This window comes from Paenibacillus sp. LjRoot56 (assembly GCF_964253335.1).
Taxonomy (GTDB): domain Bacteria; phylum Bacillota; class Bacilli; order Paenibacillales; family NBRC-103111; genus Paenibacillus_E; species Paenibacillus_E allorhizoplanae.
In genome coordinates this window covers 2,890,775-2,907,073 of sequence record NZ_CAXURV020000001.1, presented here as the reverse complement: position 1 = coordinate 2,907,073, position 16,299 = coordinate 2,890,775, and the positions used below count along the sequence as shown (strand labels likewise).

General features: G+C 46.7%; 14 protein-coding genes. 1 reads left to right on the top strand and 13 read right to left on the bottom strand.

Translation table 11 applies throughout. The features are described from left to right. Positions 1-3 precede the first annotated feature (3 nt). The 5 genes from ACSQ8O_RS12910 to ACSQ8O_RS12890 are packed head-to-tail and all read right to left on the bottom strand — an operon-like array spanning position 4 to position 6,207. On the bottom strand, positions 4-900 hold the full coding sequence (locus tag ACSQ8O_RS12910) for an ABC transporter permease (RefSeq protein WP_436241881.1): 897 nt from the start codon (positions 898-900) through the stop codon (positions 4-6). Positions 901-921: 21 nt separating this feature from the next. Continuing rightward, entirely contained in the window at positions 922-1,845 is a 924-nt protein-coding gene (locus tag ACSQ8O_RS12905; protein ID WP_436241880.1) for an ABC transporter permease, read from the bottom strand. Positions 1,846-1,866: 21 nt separating this feature from the next. Further along, the gene (locus ACSQ8O_RS12900) at positions 1,867-3,510 is read right to left on the bottom strand and encodes an ABC transporter substrate-binding protein (RefSeq protein WP_436241879.1); all 1,644 of its coding nucleotides are present in this window, start codon (positions 3,508-3,510) and stop codon (positions 1,867-1,869) included. Between the two features lie 20 nt (positions 3,511-3,530). After that, positions 3,531-4,862, bottom strand: a complete 1,332-nt coding sequence (locus tag ACSQ8O_RS12895) for an LLM class flavin-dependent oxidoreductase (protein WP_436241878.1) — start codon at positions 4,860-4,862, stop codon at positions 3,531-3,533. Between the two features lie 13 nt (positions 4,863-4,875). Continuing rightward, positions 4,876-6,207 (bottom strand): LLM class flavin-dependent oxidoreductase, encoded by a 1,332-nt coding sequence (locus ACSQ8O_RS12890; RefSeq protein ID WP_436241877.1) that lies wholly within the window; start codon positions 6,205-6,207, stop codon positions 4,876-4,878. Positions 6,208-6,458: 251 nt separating this feature from the next. On the opposite strand from ACSQ8O_RS12890, the gene ACSQ8O_RS12885 reads away from it, so the two are divergent. Beyond that, positions 6,459-7,358 carry a LysR family transcriptional regulator gene (locus ACSQ8O_RS12885; RefSeq protein ID WP_056616005.1) on the top strand — a complete coding sequence of 300 codons (900 nt, stop codon included), beginning with the start codon at positions 6,459-6,461 and terminating at the stop codon, positions 7,356-7,358. Between the two features lie 51 nt (positions 7,359-7,409). Here the strand turns inward: ACSQ8O_RS12885 and ACSQ8O_RS12880 are convergent, their stop codons facing one another. The 8 genes from ACSQ8O_RS12880 to ACSQ8O_RS12845 all read right to left on the bottom strand — a co-directional run bounded on the left by ACSQ8O_RS12880 (position 7,410) and on the right by ACSQ8O_RS12845 (position 16,207). Further along, complete coding sequence (locus ACSQ8O_RS12880) at positions 7,410-7,685, bottom strand: transporter suffix domain-containing protein (protein ID WP_056616008.1); 276 nt, start codon at positions 7,683-7,685, stop codon at positions 7,410-7,412. A 256-nt stretch (positions 7,686-7,941) separates the two neighbouring features. Further along, positions 7,942-8,916 carry a formylglycine-generating enzyme family protein gene (locus ACSQ8O_RS12875; RefSeq protein WP_436241876.1) on the bottom strand — a complete coding sequence of 325 codons (975 nt, stop codon included), beginning with the start codon at positions 8,914-8,916 and terminating at the stop codon, positions 7,942-7,944. Between the two features lie 41 nt (positions 8,917-8,957). Further along, the gene (locus ACSQ8O_RS12870) at positions 8,958-9,497 is read right to left on the bottom strand and encodes a chromate transporter (protein ID WP_436241875.1); all 540 of its coding nucleotides are present in this window, start codon (positions 9,495-9,497) and stop codon (positions 8,958-8,960) included. Between the two features lie 17 nt (positions 9,498-9,514). Continuing rightward, a complete protein-coding gene (locus ACSQ8O_RS12865) occupies positions 9,515-10,162 on the bottom strand; it encodes a chromate transporter (protein WP_056616015.1) in 648 nt (215 codons plus the stop codon). A gap of 338 nt (positions 10,163-10,500) precedes the next feature. Beyond that, complete coding sequence (locus ACSQ8O_RS12860) at positions 10,501-11,256, bottom strand: MgtC/SapB family protein (RefSeq protein WP_436241874.1); 756 nt, start codon at positions 11,254-11,256, stop codon at positions 10,501-10,503. Then, on the bottom strand, positions 11,253-13,493 hold the full coding sequence (locus ACSQ8O_RS12855; protein ID WP_436241873.1) for a glycoside hydrolase family 88/105 protein: 2,241 nt from the start codon (positions 13,491-13,493) through the stop codon (positions 11,253-11,255). Before ACSQ8O_RS12855 ends, ACSQ8O_RS12860 begins: the two co-directional genes overlap by 4 nt. Positions 13,494-13,507: 14 nt before the next feature. Continuing rightward, complete coding sequence (locus ACSQ8O_RS12850; RefSeq protein ID WP_436241872.1) at positions 13,508-15,250, bottom strand: hypothetical protein; 1,743 nt, start codon at positions 15,248-15,250, stop codon at positions 13,508-13,510. A 9-nt stretch (positions 15,251-15,259) separates the two neighbouring features. Then, the gene (locus ACSQ8O_RS12845; RefSeq protein ID WP_436241871.1) at positions 15,260-16,207 is read right to left on the bottom strand and encodes a sugar phosphate isomerase/epimerase family protein; all 948 of its coding nucleotides are present in this window, start codon (positions 16,205-16,207) and stop codon (positions 15,260-15,262) included. Positions 16,208-16,299: the final 92 nt, after the last annotated feature.

Below are 16,299 nucleotides of genomic sequence, written 5' to 3'. Positions count from 1 at the left end.
TCGCTATGCCCTCGATTTCTTTGGATCCATGCGATCACGAATTTCGTCACCAATGAGATTAACCACAATGACCAGCAAGGTAATAGCCAGCCCTGGGAACGTAGCTACCCACCAAGCTACCGTCATATAGCTGCGTCCTTGGGACAGCATATAGCCCCAATCCGGAATCTCTTTTACCACGCCCAGTCCAAGGAAGCTTAGACCTGTACCTACTAGAATGGAGCTCCCTACACCGATCGTCATCATGACGAGCAACGGAGAGAAGCAATTCGGCAAAATATGACGCAGCATGATCTCGAGATGTGAAGTCCCCACCGCACGCGCAGCGTCAATGAAAGGCCGATTGCGAATTGAAATCACTTGGCTGCGCACAACTCTTGCTTTTCCAGGTATCGTAGCGACACTAATGGCCAATATCACGTTAAAAAAGCTAGGTCCGAGGGCAACCGAGATCGCTATCGCCAACAGAATCCCCGGGATCGTCATCAAAATATCATTGAAACGCATAAACAACGAATCGACTGTACCGCCCCAATACCCCGCAATAAGTCCGAATAATGTCCCAATACAACCACCAATTACGACGGACACGACCCCCATAACGAGCGACTGTCTGCTGCCATAGATGACGAGTGTCCATACATCACGACCGAATTGGTCTGTTCCAAGCGGATGCGACAAACTTGGCGATTTCAAGAGTTGATCCGTCAGCATTTCCGTTGGTGAGTAAGGAGCAATCCAGGAGGGAACGATGGCACACAAGATCAGAAAAGCTAAAATAAATAGCGACAGGCTTAGCAGTGCTTTGGATAAATTAAGCTTTTTCAACCGAAATCGAAAACTTAGAAGCTCCTGCCTCTTCCGCAGCAGCCTTTCTGTTGTTACCGTGTTGAACAGCATAAGCGCCAACTCCTTTCATCATTATCCTGACTTACGGACACGCGGATCCACATAGGAATAGGACACATCCACCATCAAGTTGACCAAAATATTAAAAAGTCCTGTAATCAGAATTGCCGCCTGAATCACCGGAATATCTTTCTGATTGATCGCGTCTACCACTAGTTTCCCTAAGCCTTGCCTGGAAAAAACAGTCTCCGTCACAACAGCTCCCGAGAGCATCTCCCCAACTAACAAACCAAGAATCGTAACAGCAGGCAGCAAAGCATTCCGTAGCACGTGCTTATAGAGCACGATTTTTTCGGACAGCCCCTTCGCCCGCAGTGTCACGACAAAAGGTTCATGAATGACCTCCAACACGCTATTACGCACCATTCGGGTTAACATCCCAGCACCAGTCACCCCTAATGCGAACGACGGTAGGATCAACTGTTTAAAGCTGCCATTCCCAATCGCGGGCAAGAGCTGGAAGTGCACCGAAAAGACAAGAATAAGCAGAATGCCGAGCCAAAACTTGGGCATAGAAACACCTAACAAACTAATGACACGCACGATATAGTCCAAAACCCGATTCTTGTACACAGCTGATAACACACCTAGTATGAAGCCGACAATAATGGCAAAAATCGTGCTCAATAAAGCTAGAGAAAGTGTTGCGGGCAGCTGAGCCAACAATCGATCTATAACCGGCTGGCTGTTAGCGAAGGAATGCCCGAAATCTCCCCGAATACTTTTCCACAAATACACGGCATATTGCTGCCAAAGCGGCTGATCTAAGCCAAACTGCTTTCTTAAATAGTCGATGCGCTCAGGTGAGGCATCCTCACCTGCAATCATCTGGGCCGGATCACCGGGAAGCCAGTGAATGATTAAGAAAACAAGCGTCAACGAACCTAGAATGACTGGAATAGAGACGATGAGCCTGTTCAAGATATACTTCACCATCCGTGACTCCCCCTCGTGATTTTATTTTTGAATCCAAGCATCGTAGAACACAGGCCATGCCGGCGAATCGAACGTAATCCCCTTCACTTCTTTCGTGGAAGCAACAGAATAGTTGAACACATAGGCTGGAATCCCGTAAACATTATCAATAATGTACTCTTGGGCGTTTTGATAGATCGTTTTCCGTTTCTCTGGATCTGTTTCCAAGTAGCCTTGCTCCAAAAACTCATCTAATTTTGGATCATTCGTTTTGGCAATATTATTTGCCTTAGAGGGACCTTTGGTCGAGTAAAGCTGTCTGAGCACATCTGGATCACCTGAGAATTGGCTGCCCGCGATCAGGTCATAATCCCCTTTATTGCGGCGATCCGTGTATGTACCTGTAGGCAAAGAAATCACTTTTAGCTCGATCCCTACTTGTTTCAGCTGCTGGGTGAATATCGCGATCAAATCAAGCCGCTTCTCGCGGTTTCCTTGTGTATCAATGACTTCGACCGTGAGTCGTTTACCGTCCTTGGAACGATAGCCATCTGCTCCTTTAATCCAACCCGCTTCTTCCAGCGTTTGATTAGACTTGGCTGCATCTACCTTGTAGGCATTCTCTCTACTCGGCGAATAGGCAAACTGCTGTGGAGAAAGCGGCGACCAGCCTTGCTTCGAGGTACCTAAGTAAATCGTCTTCACTGCCGAGTCGATATCCAACGCCGAGCGGAACGCTTGTCGTATTTTCAGATCATTCCAAGGTGCTTTCTGAATATTTAAATAGAGTGTATAGTTGGCTTGCAGCAGCTCTGTTTCCTGTACATTAAAATTACGATCCGCCTTCAAAGCCACGAGATTCTGCGGAGGAATAATGTCCGCCACTTGGACTTGTTTGCTCTGCAGAACGCTGACACGCGTTGCTTCTTCTTCCACGTATTTCACCGTTAATTTATCTAAATAGGCAGGACCTTGATGCTTCGCATTGGACGGGCCCCAGTTGTAGTCCGGATTTTTCTCGAGCTCAACTTGTGAGCTAGGTGTGATTTTTTTAAGCTTAAAAGGTCCCGTTCCCACTGGGTTTTGCGGGAATGCATCGCCATACTTCTTCACAGCTGTCGGAGAAACGAAGCCTAAATCGACTTTGGCTGCATTGCTCAGGAACGGCGCGAAGGTTGTCTTAAAATTCACCTTCACAGTGAATTCATCAATGATTTCCGTGGATTGATACGAGCCAAGCTCGTTCAATGCGATGGACGCTTTGGTCGCTGGATCGATAATCCGATCAAAGTTAAATTTCACAGCTTCCGCATTAAACGGTGTACCATCATGGAATTTCACATCCTTGCGCAGGTGGAACGTATAACTCTTTTTGTCCGGGGAAAGCTCCCAATCTGTCGCTAACCACGGCTTAATCGTGTGATCAGGAAGCTCCACAACTAAGCTGTCATAGATCGAACGCATGACTCTAGTCGTTGGGGCGAAGCCTGCTTTATGTGCATCCAAGCTGTCAGATGTCACCGTACCTGCAAGTGCCCACACAAGCTCACCACCTGGCGTCACCGTACCCGCTTCTTGTGCTGCACCTTCTTTGGCTCCTCCATTCTTTGAGGCTTCCCCGCAGCCTGTTACGATGAAAGCCGTAATGAGTAAACCACTGACGATAGATCCGATTCTCTTTTTCATATCTTTCTCTCCCTCTAAGCTTATGCTTGGGCTATTCTCTGTTTGGTATAGCGGTTTACTGGGATTTCAAGCCCTAAATTGCCTCGTAACGTATCACTTTCGTACTCTTCCCGATAAATACCGCGCTCTTGAAGAATAGGGACAACAAGTTCAACGAAATCCTTAAGCACACTAGGAATGCCCGTATGAATAATAAAACCATCAGCTGCGCCTTCTTCAAACCATTGTTGAACAGTATCTGCGATCTGCTCAGGCGTACCGACGAAAGAGCTTCTTGGCGTTGCAAATCGCAGTGCTGTTTGACGAAGCGTCAAATTCTCTTCCTTTGCAATGCGCTTAATTCGATCTGTTGAGCTGCGGTAGCTGTTGCTGCCAAGATCACCAAGATCCGGGAATGGCTCATCCAACGGATACTGTTTGAAATCGTGGTAAGTAAATGGACGACCCAGTTGATCCAGCGCATCCTCCAACGTCACCAACCCTGCAATTGCCTGGTATTTGCTCTCCGCTTCTTCCACGGTCCGGCCAATGATCGGACTAATGCCTGGGAACACGAGGATCTCCTCGCTCGCTCTGCCATACGTTGCCGCACGTGCTTTAATATCTTGATAAAAAGCTTTCGCTTCCTTAATCGATTCGTGCCCTGTGAATATCGCATTCGCACTCTTCGCCGCTAAATTGCGACCATCGTCCGACCCGCCAGCTTGGAAAATGACTGGCTGACCTTGCTGCGAACGGGCGATGTTTAATGGCCCCTGTACGGAGAAATGCTTGCCCTTATGATTCAACGCATGCAGCTTACTCGGATCAAAGAACTGACCGGTTGATTTATCTCGTGTGAATGCATCATCTTCCCAAGAGTCCCATAGTCCGCGCACAACTTCTAAATGCTCCTCTGCGATCCGATAACGTTCATCATGAGCATAGTGCTCATCCCTGCTATAATTACGAGCTGCACCTTCAAGCCCCGTCGTCACAACGTTCCATCCTGCACGCCCGCTACTTATATGATCCAGCGAAGCAAACTGTCTTGCCACAGTGAATGGTTGCGTGAAAGACGCAGTTAGCGTCCCCACCAGACCAATCTTCGAGGTAACAGCTCCAAGCGCTGATAACACCGTTAATGGCTCCAGCCTGTTTAAATAATGCGGCGCTGATTTTTCCGTAATATACGTGCTATCGACGATAAAAACAAAATCAAATTTCCCTTCCTCCGCTTGTAACGCCTGCCCGGCATAATAATCAAAATCCACACTGGCATCCCCTGGAATTTCTGGATTTCGCCATGTGTATTTGGAAGTACCAACACCTGTGATGGTCGCTCCGAGTTTAAGTTTTCTTGGTTTGGACATGTGTATCTCCCCCTTATGAGTTCAGCACTTTGGCTTTGCTATTTCGATTAACCGGCACTTCGAGACCTAGATGACCACGCAGTGTGTCATGTTCATATTCCGTACGATATAAGCCGCGTTCTTGTAAAATCGGCACAACCAGCTCCACGAAATCTTGCAATGCTCCCGGTATCCCCACACCAATAATGAACCCGTCAGACGCTCCTTCTTCCACCCATTGCTGAATCGTATCCGCGATCTTTTCCGGTGTACCTACGAAATTCCCTTTTGGTGTTGCAAAACGTAGAGCCACTTGTCGCAATGTCAAATTGTGTTCTTTCGCTAATCGCTTGATCTTCGCTGAGCCGCCTTGTTGACTGTTAGCCCCCAAATCTCCAAGGTCTGGGAAAGGTTCATCCAACGGGTATACACTAAAATCAAAATCATTGAAGGGTCGACCCAACGCAATAATCGCTTTGTCGATGGATACGAGATTTACCGTTTCGAGGTACTTACGTTCAGCTTCTTCTTCCGTGCGGCCAATGATTGGTCGAATACCCGGAAGGATCGAAACATCATCAGGATTGCGACCGAAGGAAGCTGCTCTGCGTTTAATATCCGCATAATACGCCTTGGCTTCCTCGATATTCTCGTGTCCAACGAAGATCGCATCTGCATTCTTGGAAGCAAAGTTGCGACCATCCTCGGAGGTTCCTGCTTGGAAAATGACAGGCTGCCCTTGCTTCGAACGAGCAATGTTTAGCGGACCCTGTACGGAGAAGAACTCACCTTTGTGATTCAAGGTATGTAGCTTCGCTGGGTCAAAAAACTGACCTGTCTCTTTATTCCGCGTAAATGCATCATCCTCCCAGGAATCCCATAAGCCTTTCACCACATCCACATGCTCTTGCGCAATGCGGTAGCGCTTCTCGTGCGGAGGATGCTCTTCCTTGCTGTAATTGTTCGCACTGCCCGATAGCCAAGAAGTGACTACGTTCCAACCCGCGCGCCCTTTGCTGATCAAATCCAGTGAAGCGAATTGCCTAGCCACAGTGAACGGCTCGCTATAGCTGACTGTCACTGTCGCAACAAGGCCGATCCGTTTCGTGACGGTTGCAAGTGCTGATAGAATGGTCAGCGGCTCGAAACGATTCAAGTAGTGCGGGCTTGATTTTTCAGTGATATGAACACTATCTGCGATGAACGCAAAATCAAATTTCCCAGCTTCTGCTGTTTGCGCTTGATGTTTATAAAATTGAAAGTTCGTGCTCGCATCCGTGATGGCATCAGGATGCTTCCAATCTTCCCAGCCTCCGCCTACACCATGAATCATTGCACCTAGTTTAATTTTCTTACCTTTTGCCATTCGAATCAGCCTCCGTTTATTTATATTTGATTATTCCGATGCACTTAATGGTATTTATCATAAAACAGGATCTTTCTCTTGTACAATTCAAAAAGATGAACGCTTGATTCAGTTTTTATGAATATACGAGTAAACCACTTGGATTAATTAGAATTCATGTTATGATAGATGTAAGACTTTGTAAAATTGAAAAATCCGATCGTATACTTCACAAATCATGAACCAAATCTTAGGAGAGGACGGGGGTTCCTATGGATATTCGAAATATCAAAACCTTTCAAACCATCATCAGGCTTGGTAGCTTTCAGCGTGCGGCCGAGGAACTGCAATACGGCCAATCGACCGTAACGATGCATATACAGAAGCTCGAAAGTGATCTGGGGGTTAAACTATTAGAACGCGGAAAAAAGCTGACGCTAACGGAGGCTGGCAGACTATTTCATCAGAATGCCGATCTGTTGCTGAAGGATTATGATTTTCTGCAGGCTTCAATGGACGAGCTAGTCAAAGGGGATGCTGGGATCATTCGTCTTGGCGTCATGGAACCCACAGCCAGCTATCGACTGCCACAGTTACTTGGCCCCTTCCTGCGTCAGCATCCCAAAGTGAAGATCAGCATTCACATTGGCAACACGACAGTGCTTGGTCAGATGCTCCATGAGGGGAGCATTGATATGGCTATTTGCTCAACGCCTAATACGGGATTGGACCATTCCTTTGAGCCTTTTTTCATCGAAAGACTCGCACTGCTCGTCCCAGAAACCCATTGGTTAGCATCGAAACCTTCTATTCGCCTACGAGATTTACAGCATGAGCACTTACTTATCACAAACTCGCAATGCCCTTATCGTCAAAAGCTAGAGAATGCTTTGCTCGAAAATGGCGGCAGTCCCTACTCCGGCATGGAGATCGGCAATATGGCAGCACTTAAATACTACGTCCAAGCGGATTTCGGCATCGCGGTTGTTCCTGTCATATCTGCAACGCCTACTCCGCAGGGCACTGTACTTAAAGCAATTGATGATCTGGATTCAGGTCTAGTCACAGGCCTGCTGCGCAAAATGAATGCCAGCACCTTTAGCTTAGCGACTGAGAGCCTTGTCGAGATTTTCCGTAAGGAGCTGAAAAGCGCCGTATCGTCTGCCTCTTGATGTTGAGAAAGACAGAAAAAGCAGTATTCCTGAGTTAGGAATACTGCTTTTTCATACATCGTCTTGTTTGATGGACGCCTGATCTGGCTTGTCTGGCACGTTCTTCCGTTTCCAGTTTTTCGGATTGAGGTAGCTCCTGTATTTCTTGGCAACCTCTTTGCCTAATAAAATGCCGCCCGTCCAGAAGGTAACCTCACTAAAAATAAGCAGCCCCGCAATCCACTTGGCCATACCGCCTCCCGTATGTACGAAAAATGGAATGGTAAAAGCACTTATAAAAGCGAGTGTCGATAAAATTAACAAGGTGATGCCTAGTTTTTTGGCCACATCATGTCCCCCTTATGTTTCAAATAAAACCTGACCCTACTGATCGATGTCTTCTCCTATCATAAGGGCAAGACCTACGTAATTCAAACCCTTACCCACAGCCCGTTTGCATTCACCAACTCCTACTTTGTCCATCTAAATCTATCTTCAATTGATTTCCCAGGAAATTAGATGTACTTTTTACAGTTCATCTATCGCCACCACACCGGCAAAAAGCCACCTCTTCCTCAATGGGATAGGTGGCTTATCATTTCAACTACTTGACATCCGCCGCGCATCGAAACCCGATGTTTCCGGTTGAACTGTCTGGCGTATTTTTGCTGCGTGCCGCAACACGGTAGCGATTGCAGTATGAACGGTGGCACAAGTATGAGCCGCCTCGAAGTACTCGCGTGTCTCCGGATGGAGGGCCAACAGGGTTGTCCCTTTTGCCCTTCACGTGATAGTTCGGGCTGAACCAATCGGAGCACCACTCCCATACGTTGCCTGCCACGTTGTACAAACCGTAAGCATTCGGCTCGAATGCTTTGACGGGTGCGGTGCCTGCGTAGCCGTCACTTTGATTGTTTTTGTCCGGAAACTTCCCCTGCCAAATGTTACACATATGTCTTCCGCCTGGCTTAAGCTCGTCTCCCCACGGATACCGCTTCTGGGCTAGTCCACCGCGAGCGGCATATTCCCATTCGGCTTCTGTTGGTAGACGTTTGCCTGCCCATTTGCAATAGGCCATCGCATCGCTCCATGAAACATGGATAACCGGGTGATCCCAGCGATCTTCGACATGGGAATCGGGGCCCTCAGGATGCAACCAATCTGCTCCCTCAACCACCCACCACCATGGGGTTTGTTGTACTTTATTCTGCACACGTGCTGCCGTCGCTTCGGATACAAACAAATGAAAAACAAATGACCAGCCAAAGGATTCGGCCTCTGTTTTGTAATTCGTCGCATCAACAAATTGCTTGAAGTCAGCATTGGTTACCGCACAAGTGTCTATGTAGAAGGGCTTCACGTTAATCTCACGTACTGGTCCTTCGCCATCCGCAGGGAAACCTTCACGGTCATCCGTTCCCATTAAAAATTTTCCACCTGGAATAAGTACCATGCCTTCTTTACCAATTGGAGCAGCTGCCTCTGGTATCTCAACTGAAATTAACGCTTCCGGATGTGCCGATGGTTGATCGGATGACGCACGGCTGGCTGAACAGCAAGTTGGTTTATTCGGTTCCATAACGGTCGTCCTCTCACTTTCGTTCTATCAATTGCATGCTATTAACTAAATATAGCAATTCCGACGAGTGCCGACAATACAATGGTTGCAAGTGGATGCCATTTGTACTTATGTACAACGATAAACACACCCGCCGCGATTAAAAGAGTGAATAATACCTGCCACGAAAATAGTTGTTGCGTACGGTCTGAGAAGCCAAAATGGATAGCCGCATAGACGATTAATCCGGTTACAATCGGTCTTAACCCATAAAATGTGGTGTGGACCGCTTTACTTTGAACGATTTTATAAAAGAAAGATGAAATAATAAGGACAATAATCAGTGACGGCAATACAATGCCAATCGTTGAAATCACAGCACCCAGAATGCCATTTGCTTGATAGCCAATTATTGTTGCTGTGTTCGTTGCAATCGGCCCAGGCGCCATCCCTGCTGTAGCCACACTCTGAGCAAAATGCTCTGTTGTCATCCATTCATGCTGCTCGACCTCATGTTGAATGATCGGGATCATCGCGTAACCGCCGCCGAATGACATGAATCCTATTTTCAAAAATGTAATAAACAGCTCCCACAACACCATCTACCTCGCCGCCTTTCTCATATCCCATCCGCGATATAATAGTCGTAGTAAGTGTAGCCATTATAGGAAGTGTGTACAGGTTCTTTGCCTTTTTCCAAGCTAATTGTGAAGCCAAACGTTTCTTTCACTTTGACAAAAACAAATCCAATAAACAAACCAATGAGAATCATGAAAAGCGGATTAATGGGAAGCAGCAACAGAATCGCTACAGTACCAATTGCCGTAACTAATGTAGTTTTATCAAAAATAGCCGAACGTGCCATATTGTATGCTGCTAACACGATGAGTCCAATGATTGCTCCATGAATGCCTTTGAAAGCGGCCACGACTTTCGGATCTGCCTGCATGAATAGTAAGAAAAAGCTAAGTACTAATGCGATTAAAAAGGTTGGCAAAGCAATGCCGATGACGGCTGCTGCTGCACCAGGTATTCGCGCTAAGCGGTAGCCAATAAATGCCGATGCATTTACGCCGATCCCGCCTGGCGCTGAGCCTGCAATCGCAATGATATTGGATATTTCGTCTTCTGCGATCCAAGCCTTTTTTTCAACAACTTCCCTCTCAATGACTGGAATCATGGCATATCCTCCCCCAAACGTGGAAGGTCCGATCTTGAGAAATGTCCAGAATATATCCAAACAAAGATGTAATTGATGTTTCTGCATATGGATTCCCCCTCTAGCCCATTTGTATGGTAACTCAATTATACTCCACTTAACTCCAAAATGGAATAAACAATTGAAGATCAGTGGGGATATTCGAAATTAACCAGTGGCATTAGCGTGAAATTAATTCCTTTAATCCGATCGAATCACTTAGTTTAAATCAATGTGATTTTAAGTATAAAACTAGTCGAGGCTCCTGTGAAAGCATAAATAGCCAAGAGATGGATATCCATCTCTCGGCCTCATCAGTTACTTGTCACCAATCTCTCATCACTTTTTCTTATCACCTCGAGTTAGCACCTGTCACATACCTCTCACGCACGCAATCATTCACTTCCCTACGCCACTTGTTTATGAAAGACGAAGTTGGAGGCTTCCATGCTGACAACAATATCCAGCGCACATATTTGCTCATAGGCTGCAATCAGCTTCTCGTGCTTTGGACATCTCAAGCTAAAAACCAAGTGCATAACGGAGAGCTCCCCCGCTTTCCCTACAATCGTAGAAGGAGCACTCTCAGGCATCATTTTGAGATGAATCACCTGTATACCCTGTTCCCCGAAACGAGCGGTTAACGAGCTGAGGAAGCCTAGATGCTCATTAATCGTAATTTCGACTTCATGCGTACGTCGGTGCCTGATGATATGCTTTTCGAACTTATTTAAGACATACAGACTGATGAGTACTAAAAAGGTACAAACCAGCGCTCCGGTAATAAAGCCGGCCCCGACGCTTAAACCAATGGCCGCAACCAGCCACACGGAAGCAGCGGTCGTCAATCCTTTAATAACATTGCCGTTTCGCAAAATGGCGCCAGCTCCTAAAAACCCAATGCCGCTGACAACCTGTGCAGCCAACCTAGACGGGTCAATACGGACATTCGGTTCATTGACAAAGTCAGAAAAGCCGTACTCCGACAGCAGCATAATGGTGGCCGATCCCAAGCAAACTAGAATATGGGTTCGGAAGCCTGCCGCATGATTGTTCCATTCCCTTTCAAGACCGATCAAGCCGCCTAAAATGACTGCTAACACCATGCGAATAATTAAGTCCAAATGACTAATTTGCCACACACTATCAGCGGCGCCTATCATTGCGTGGCCTCAAGCGGTTCTGCCAGCCATTGGTTCAACTTCACAACTTCCGAACCAGCAAGCATCATAATGCCAACGCCATGATTGTCATTTTTGACAGTAAGCAGATCCTTTTTATAATAGTCAGCTGTAAACGCATATCTCGAGCCACTGCAGACACCGTGCACATTCCCTTGCGCATCGATCGCGATGCGAGTCAGACCATCCCACGCCTTCAATGCCGCTTCAATGAACCGCTGCGGCTCCTTAAGCCAACCAAAGCGAACACCTCGTGCAAATGAATAAGCGAACATCGCTGTACACGAAGCTTCCTCATAGGCATCCGAATCGTTCAAAACCTGATGCCATAGGCCACTTTCCGCTTGAAGATCAGCATATCCCCCACACAGCTCATTGAAGAAATCCACAAGCGCCGGTCGTGCTTCATGTGAAGCTGGCAATGCTTCCAACACCTCTGTCAACGAAAAGAGTGTCCAACCATTGCCACGTCCCCATGGGATGCCTGTCGGCATGTCATATTTAAAATCAAACACGTGCGACATAATGCGTTCTTCCGGCATATACAAGTACTTGCGGAACAGCAAAAATTGCTTCGCTGCTTCATCAAGCGCTTCAGATACACCAGTGATCCGAGCATAACGACACAGAAACGGTGTGCTCATGTAGAGATCATCTGCCCACATTGTATTTTCCGAATACTCATCCTGACATATCCGATAAAATGCGCCGTCTTCCTTGCGTTCCAACCCGTGTAAGATGAAATTTGCGATTCGATTCGCAATGGCCATGAAGCCCTGATCCTCATCTTCCTGATACGCCTCTAACATCGCGGAGCCAAAGGAACCGCAGTTGTCCAGCATTTTCATCATAACCAATTGTTGATTAATCGCTGGGAACCCATATTGCTCACGATCCCAAAGGGAATATGCGAACATATCTGTACAGCTTTGAACATGGTCCAGCGCATACTGGGTAATGTCAGATCGCTCTAATAAGCGGCCGGTTTGCAACAGCCCATAAATAGTTACACCAAGCGGGTAATCCCAACGTGCATAATTCGTCACATTGCCAACTGTCCATTTATTGCTCAGCATCGCATTCTCATAGTAAGGCCGAATCCATGTGTTAGGACGATCCAAGCGCCAATAGGTTTTCTCTTCAGAATTCACATCGATTGTGTACACGCGATCTGTCTGTACCAAATCCTCGTAAGATAAGGAAATGTTGGCAGACAGAGGGCCAAGAAACAACCAAGGCTCTGCAGCGCCATGAACCTGCTTCGGTAAACTAAGGGGGACAACCTCCTCACCGATGGAAACCTCAAGCGTGAACCCCCAAGTGTTATTACCACAAATACTCCGAATAAGTAGATGATGCTGACCATAAGCAAGCGGCACCTCGACATGAAAGTTGCCTGCTTCCGTAAGCTCCAGAACTAGCATGCCTTCCAGGCAAACCGTTAGCGCTCCTGATGCATGGCCCTTGATTATGCAGGTTTCTCTACCCGGTCTTACGTTGTTCAGCTGCGTCCAAGCAAATGCCTGTTTACCAGGCTGTCTCCCAAACAATCGCTCGCAGACAGGCAGTGAGAGCTCATTCTCATCCCATTCACGGTTTGGCAGCCAACGTAAGCCATTATTCTTCTCTGAAGACATCGCATCAGGTAAGGAACGCCCCTCGAAAACATCGTTGTCAATTGGCGAGGAAAACACCCAACCCGCTTGTCCTTTCCGTTCTGTGAACGGAGCTAGCACATTCAGAATGCGTACCTTTGCCTCATCGGAACCGAATAAGCAGCCAAAACCAGCAGCTGTATGCTTCGCTTTGATAAAGAGACGATTCCAGCCTTTGACGAAGTCCAGATTTAACTTCACAGTGGCATCTGGCTTAATCTCGTCAATGACCGTTGAACGATACGTCAACTCATCATTGAAATAAAACTGAATCGGACCCAAACAATTGAACAAGACATCCAGGTTACGTTCGCCATCACTCCAAACTAAGGCATAGGCATAGGAGAACTGACCGGGTTTTGCGTCAGGAAATCTGCGGCCCAAATCGAGATCAAACATCCCTTTTTCATTTTGCAAAACGCCTGCTCGGCTGAATGCTCGAAATGCAAAGGGTACAGGTGGGTTCGCACCAATGTAGCGATCAGCAAGCACTTTCAATGTTTGTTTATTGTCATTCCCTAAACGGGTTTGTATACTTTCTTGTTCATTGAAATAGGTCGTCATAACGTACTTCCTTTCTACAGTAGACGGATCTTGAATGTCCGATCATAAGGTGTAACCAAGTTGACATGGACATATTGGCATCCAGATGGATGATGATCTTCACGAACGATAGGCAGGATATGTTCATAGGCACCTGCAGAAATTTCAATAACATCTCCCTCTGCTTCGTACGTCATAGAACCGCTTCGCAGGAAGTACTTGCCTTCTTCCCCAGCTAGCAAATCATCGCCACTCACCGCACCTTCATTGCCAAAAATGAAAGTTACTTGCGTGAAGACATCCTCACGCTCATCAGACGATACGTGGATTGTCCATTCCGAATCTCCTGAGTTCACTATTTCCGCTTGCAGTTCAAGCTTCTGCAAATGGGTCATCGGCCGATGCTGATGCGGCAATAAATACCATGGACTGAGTGTTGAACCCTCCGTCCCTGCAGGCAGCAAATGACGCGGGATCGGTCCGTTGTAGCCTTTTTCCAATACTGTATCCAGTTTATACCCGCCTACGCTCGCTGTCAGATTCGTGAACTTCACAATGCCTGGGGAGAACGAAGTGGAAAGTTTAACACCGAGTAACCTTGCTTTCCCATGGCGTAATGAGAAGAAGGAAGGTGTCTGCGACATGATCGTTACACTTTGATCCAGCTCACGGATCCGAACCAACGGAGCACCGAAAGAGAGATGCATGCTGCTATGCTGAATGTGCATATGATGGCCAACCTCATCGATACGCTGCAAATGTTCCCTCATCGGATGCTCTGCATTTATCATTTTCACATATCGATCAAGCAGCGGTACTCGTTCAATATGTGAGATATCTGCTTCGGGATAAACGAGAATGCTCATCAATGGATGGTTGTTCACACCTTCATGAAAACCTGTGATGTAGGATCCCGCATAATCGGCCATTGCAGCAAAGATCGGATCCTGATCATGCGCCGCCATTAAGCGGTAAATCGGGAAGTAGTTCGCCATCGTAGCGGTCTGACCGAAATCCTGACGACCAGAGTAATCCGTTACCACTTCGCCAGACGGGTGAATTAAGTACATCATCATACGAAGATTACTTCGCACACATTCGATCAGTTCAGGACGGTTCATCAAACGACCCGTATGATATAGGGCAATATTACTAACTGCGTTATAAATCCCGTTACTGCGTTCTGTCCATTCCCCATCTTCGGTAATATCTAATCCTTCAGCTAACCAGTCTTCCGCTCGTGCAAGCAACTCGGGCTGTGGGAAAATTTCAAATAATAAGCATAGTGCAGCGGTAAGCACCCAACGATGATTCGGCGTGTGACAACCACCAGTCAGCATAGCTGGTATTGTGCGTTCCAAGAAGAGCTTCAGCTTTGCTGTCACAGGCTCAAGTTGGGCCCAGTCGTGCTTGTTAAGCAATTGGTATATTTGTGTTACCCCACCGACTACGAACGCCGTATCTGGGGGAGAATTATAATTTGTTGAGCCCAATGAAACGGTACCATCCGCATGCTGTCTGTTCAGCATGAACGCGACCGCTTTATCCAAGGCATTCAATAAAAAGCTATCCTGATAGTAGCGAGAATCTGGATTAACCAAGGCTGAAGCCCATCCCGCTATCATACGCGGTGTACTCATATGATTAGCTCGGGCAATGCCCGTTTCATCAACGATACCACCGTAATATTTGGATTGCGGATCAAGAATCTGCCCCAGAAGCGTAGCTTCTGTTAATTGATCATTTAATTTAACTAAGCGATTATAAATAGCGTCCACATAGATCACCTACCCTTTCATAGCTGCAATTTTACTGGTGATAAGGTTGTGACTTTCATGAATCTCATTCGGCTCACACAGAGCTTTCAGCTCGTAGACTTTCACTTTCGCATAATCGATGGCTTCTAGGAAATGGTCGAAATAGTGCAGGTCCTTGCTGTGAACATAGGGACACCAGTGATCGGCAAGTTCCAGCGTTTCATGGATATGCACACCATAAATATATTTCTTCACTTCTTGTAACTCTTTAAGATTATCGTATAAGCCCATTCGGTCCATCATCATCGCATGGCCGATATCGTACCATAAGTACACAGGACTGCCTGCCAGGTTGTCGCAAATCGTTTTGGCTTCCATCAAGGAAGGCATCTGATACGATCTGGAGCGAGTTTCTATGCCGATCGCGACATTCCAACCTTTTTTGGCAGCATGCTCGCTTACAATCTCCAAACTTTCTTGAATTCTTTGCGTATACAGAGGACTCAACCGATCCCGTCTTTCGATCATGACACTCCATAGTTTCTGATACTCCGGTGAATCCTTGCCGTGATCTCGATAAAGCTTTTTTAAATCTACATCAATATTATACTCAAAAGGCACTTCACCTGGATGTACGACCACAGCTTTGGCCCCGTATCGATTAGCATATTCCATAGAACGGATCAGTAACTCTACGGAACGCTTACGCTTCGCTTCATCATCGAACCCCAGCATGACGGAATCCGTATCATAATCCTTGTCATTGATGAATGGGAATACATTGTGCACACTGGATACACCAATCTCACCCTTCTCAATCATCGGTTCAATCGTTGTCATCATTTCTTCCGTAACGTTATAGTTAAGCTCGACATTGCGAAAGCCCAGCTCTTTAATTTCCTCAATCATGCCACGTCCTACCGTGTGCTTCTTAATGTTCCAACAGGTTGAAAAGGAATATTCCCCTTTATCGATCATGTCTCTTCCTCCTAAAAGTTTTTCGTTAGAAATACTCGCATCGTAAGCATTAGCTATGCTCTTCTATTATGAAAGAAAGGACAGAATTCCCT

Coding starts and splice junctions, on each gene's coding strand:
- ACSQ8O_RS12910 (WP_436241881.1), bottom strand. CDS start 900: ATGCTGTTCAACACGGTAACAACAGAAAGGCTGCTGCGGAAGAGGCAG.
- ACSQ8O_RS12905 (WP_436241880.1), bottom strand. CDS start 1,845: ATGGTGAAGTATATCTTGAACAGGCTCATCGTCTCTATTCCAGTCATT.
- ACSQ8O_RS12900 (WP_436241879.1), bottom strand. CDS start 3,510: ATGAAAAAGAGAATCGGATCTATCGTCAGTGGTTTACTCATTACGGCT.
- ACSQ8O_RS12895 (WP_436241878.1), bottom strand. CDS start 4,862: ATGTCCAAACCAAGAAAACTTAAACTCGGAGCGACCATCACAGGTGTT.
- ACSQ8O_RS12890 (WP_436241877.1), bottom strand. CDS start 6,207: ATGGCAAAAGGTAAGAAAATTAAACTAGGTGCAATGATTCATGGTGTA.
- ACSQ8O_RS12885 (WP_056616005.1), top strand. CDS start 6,459: ATGGATATTCGAAATATCAAAACCTTTCAAACCATCATCAGGCTTGGT.
- ACSQ8O_RS12875 (WP_436241876.1), bottom strand. CDS start 8,916: ATGGAACCGAATAAACCAACTTGCTGTTCAGCCAGCCGTGCGTCATCC.
- ACSQ8O_RS12870 (WP_436241875.1), bottom strand. CDS start 9,497: ATGGTGTTGTGGGAGCTGTTTATTACATTTTTGAAAATAGGATTCATG.
- ACSQ8O_RS12865 (WP_056616015.1), bottom strand. CDS start 10,162: ATGCAGAAACATCAATTACATCTTTGTTTGGATATATTCTGGACATTT.
- ACSQ8O_RS12860 (WP_436241874.1), bottom strand. CDS start 11,256: ATGATAGGCGCCGCTGATAGTGTGTGGCAAATTAGTCATTTGGACTTA.
- ACSQ8O_RS12855 (WP_436241873.1), bottom strand. CDS start 13,493: ATGACGACCTATTTCAATGAACAAGAAAGTATACAAACCCGTTTAGGG.
- ACSQ8O_RS12845 (WP_436241871.1), bottom strand. CDS start 16,207: ATGATCGATAAAGGGGAATATTCCTTTTCAACCTGTTGGAACATTAAG.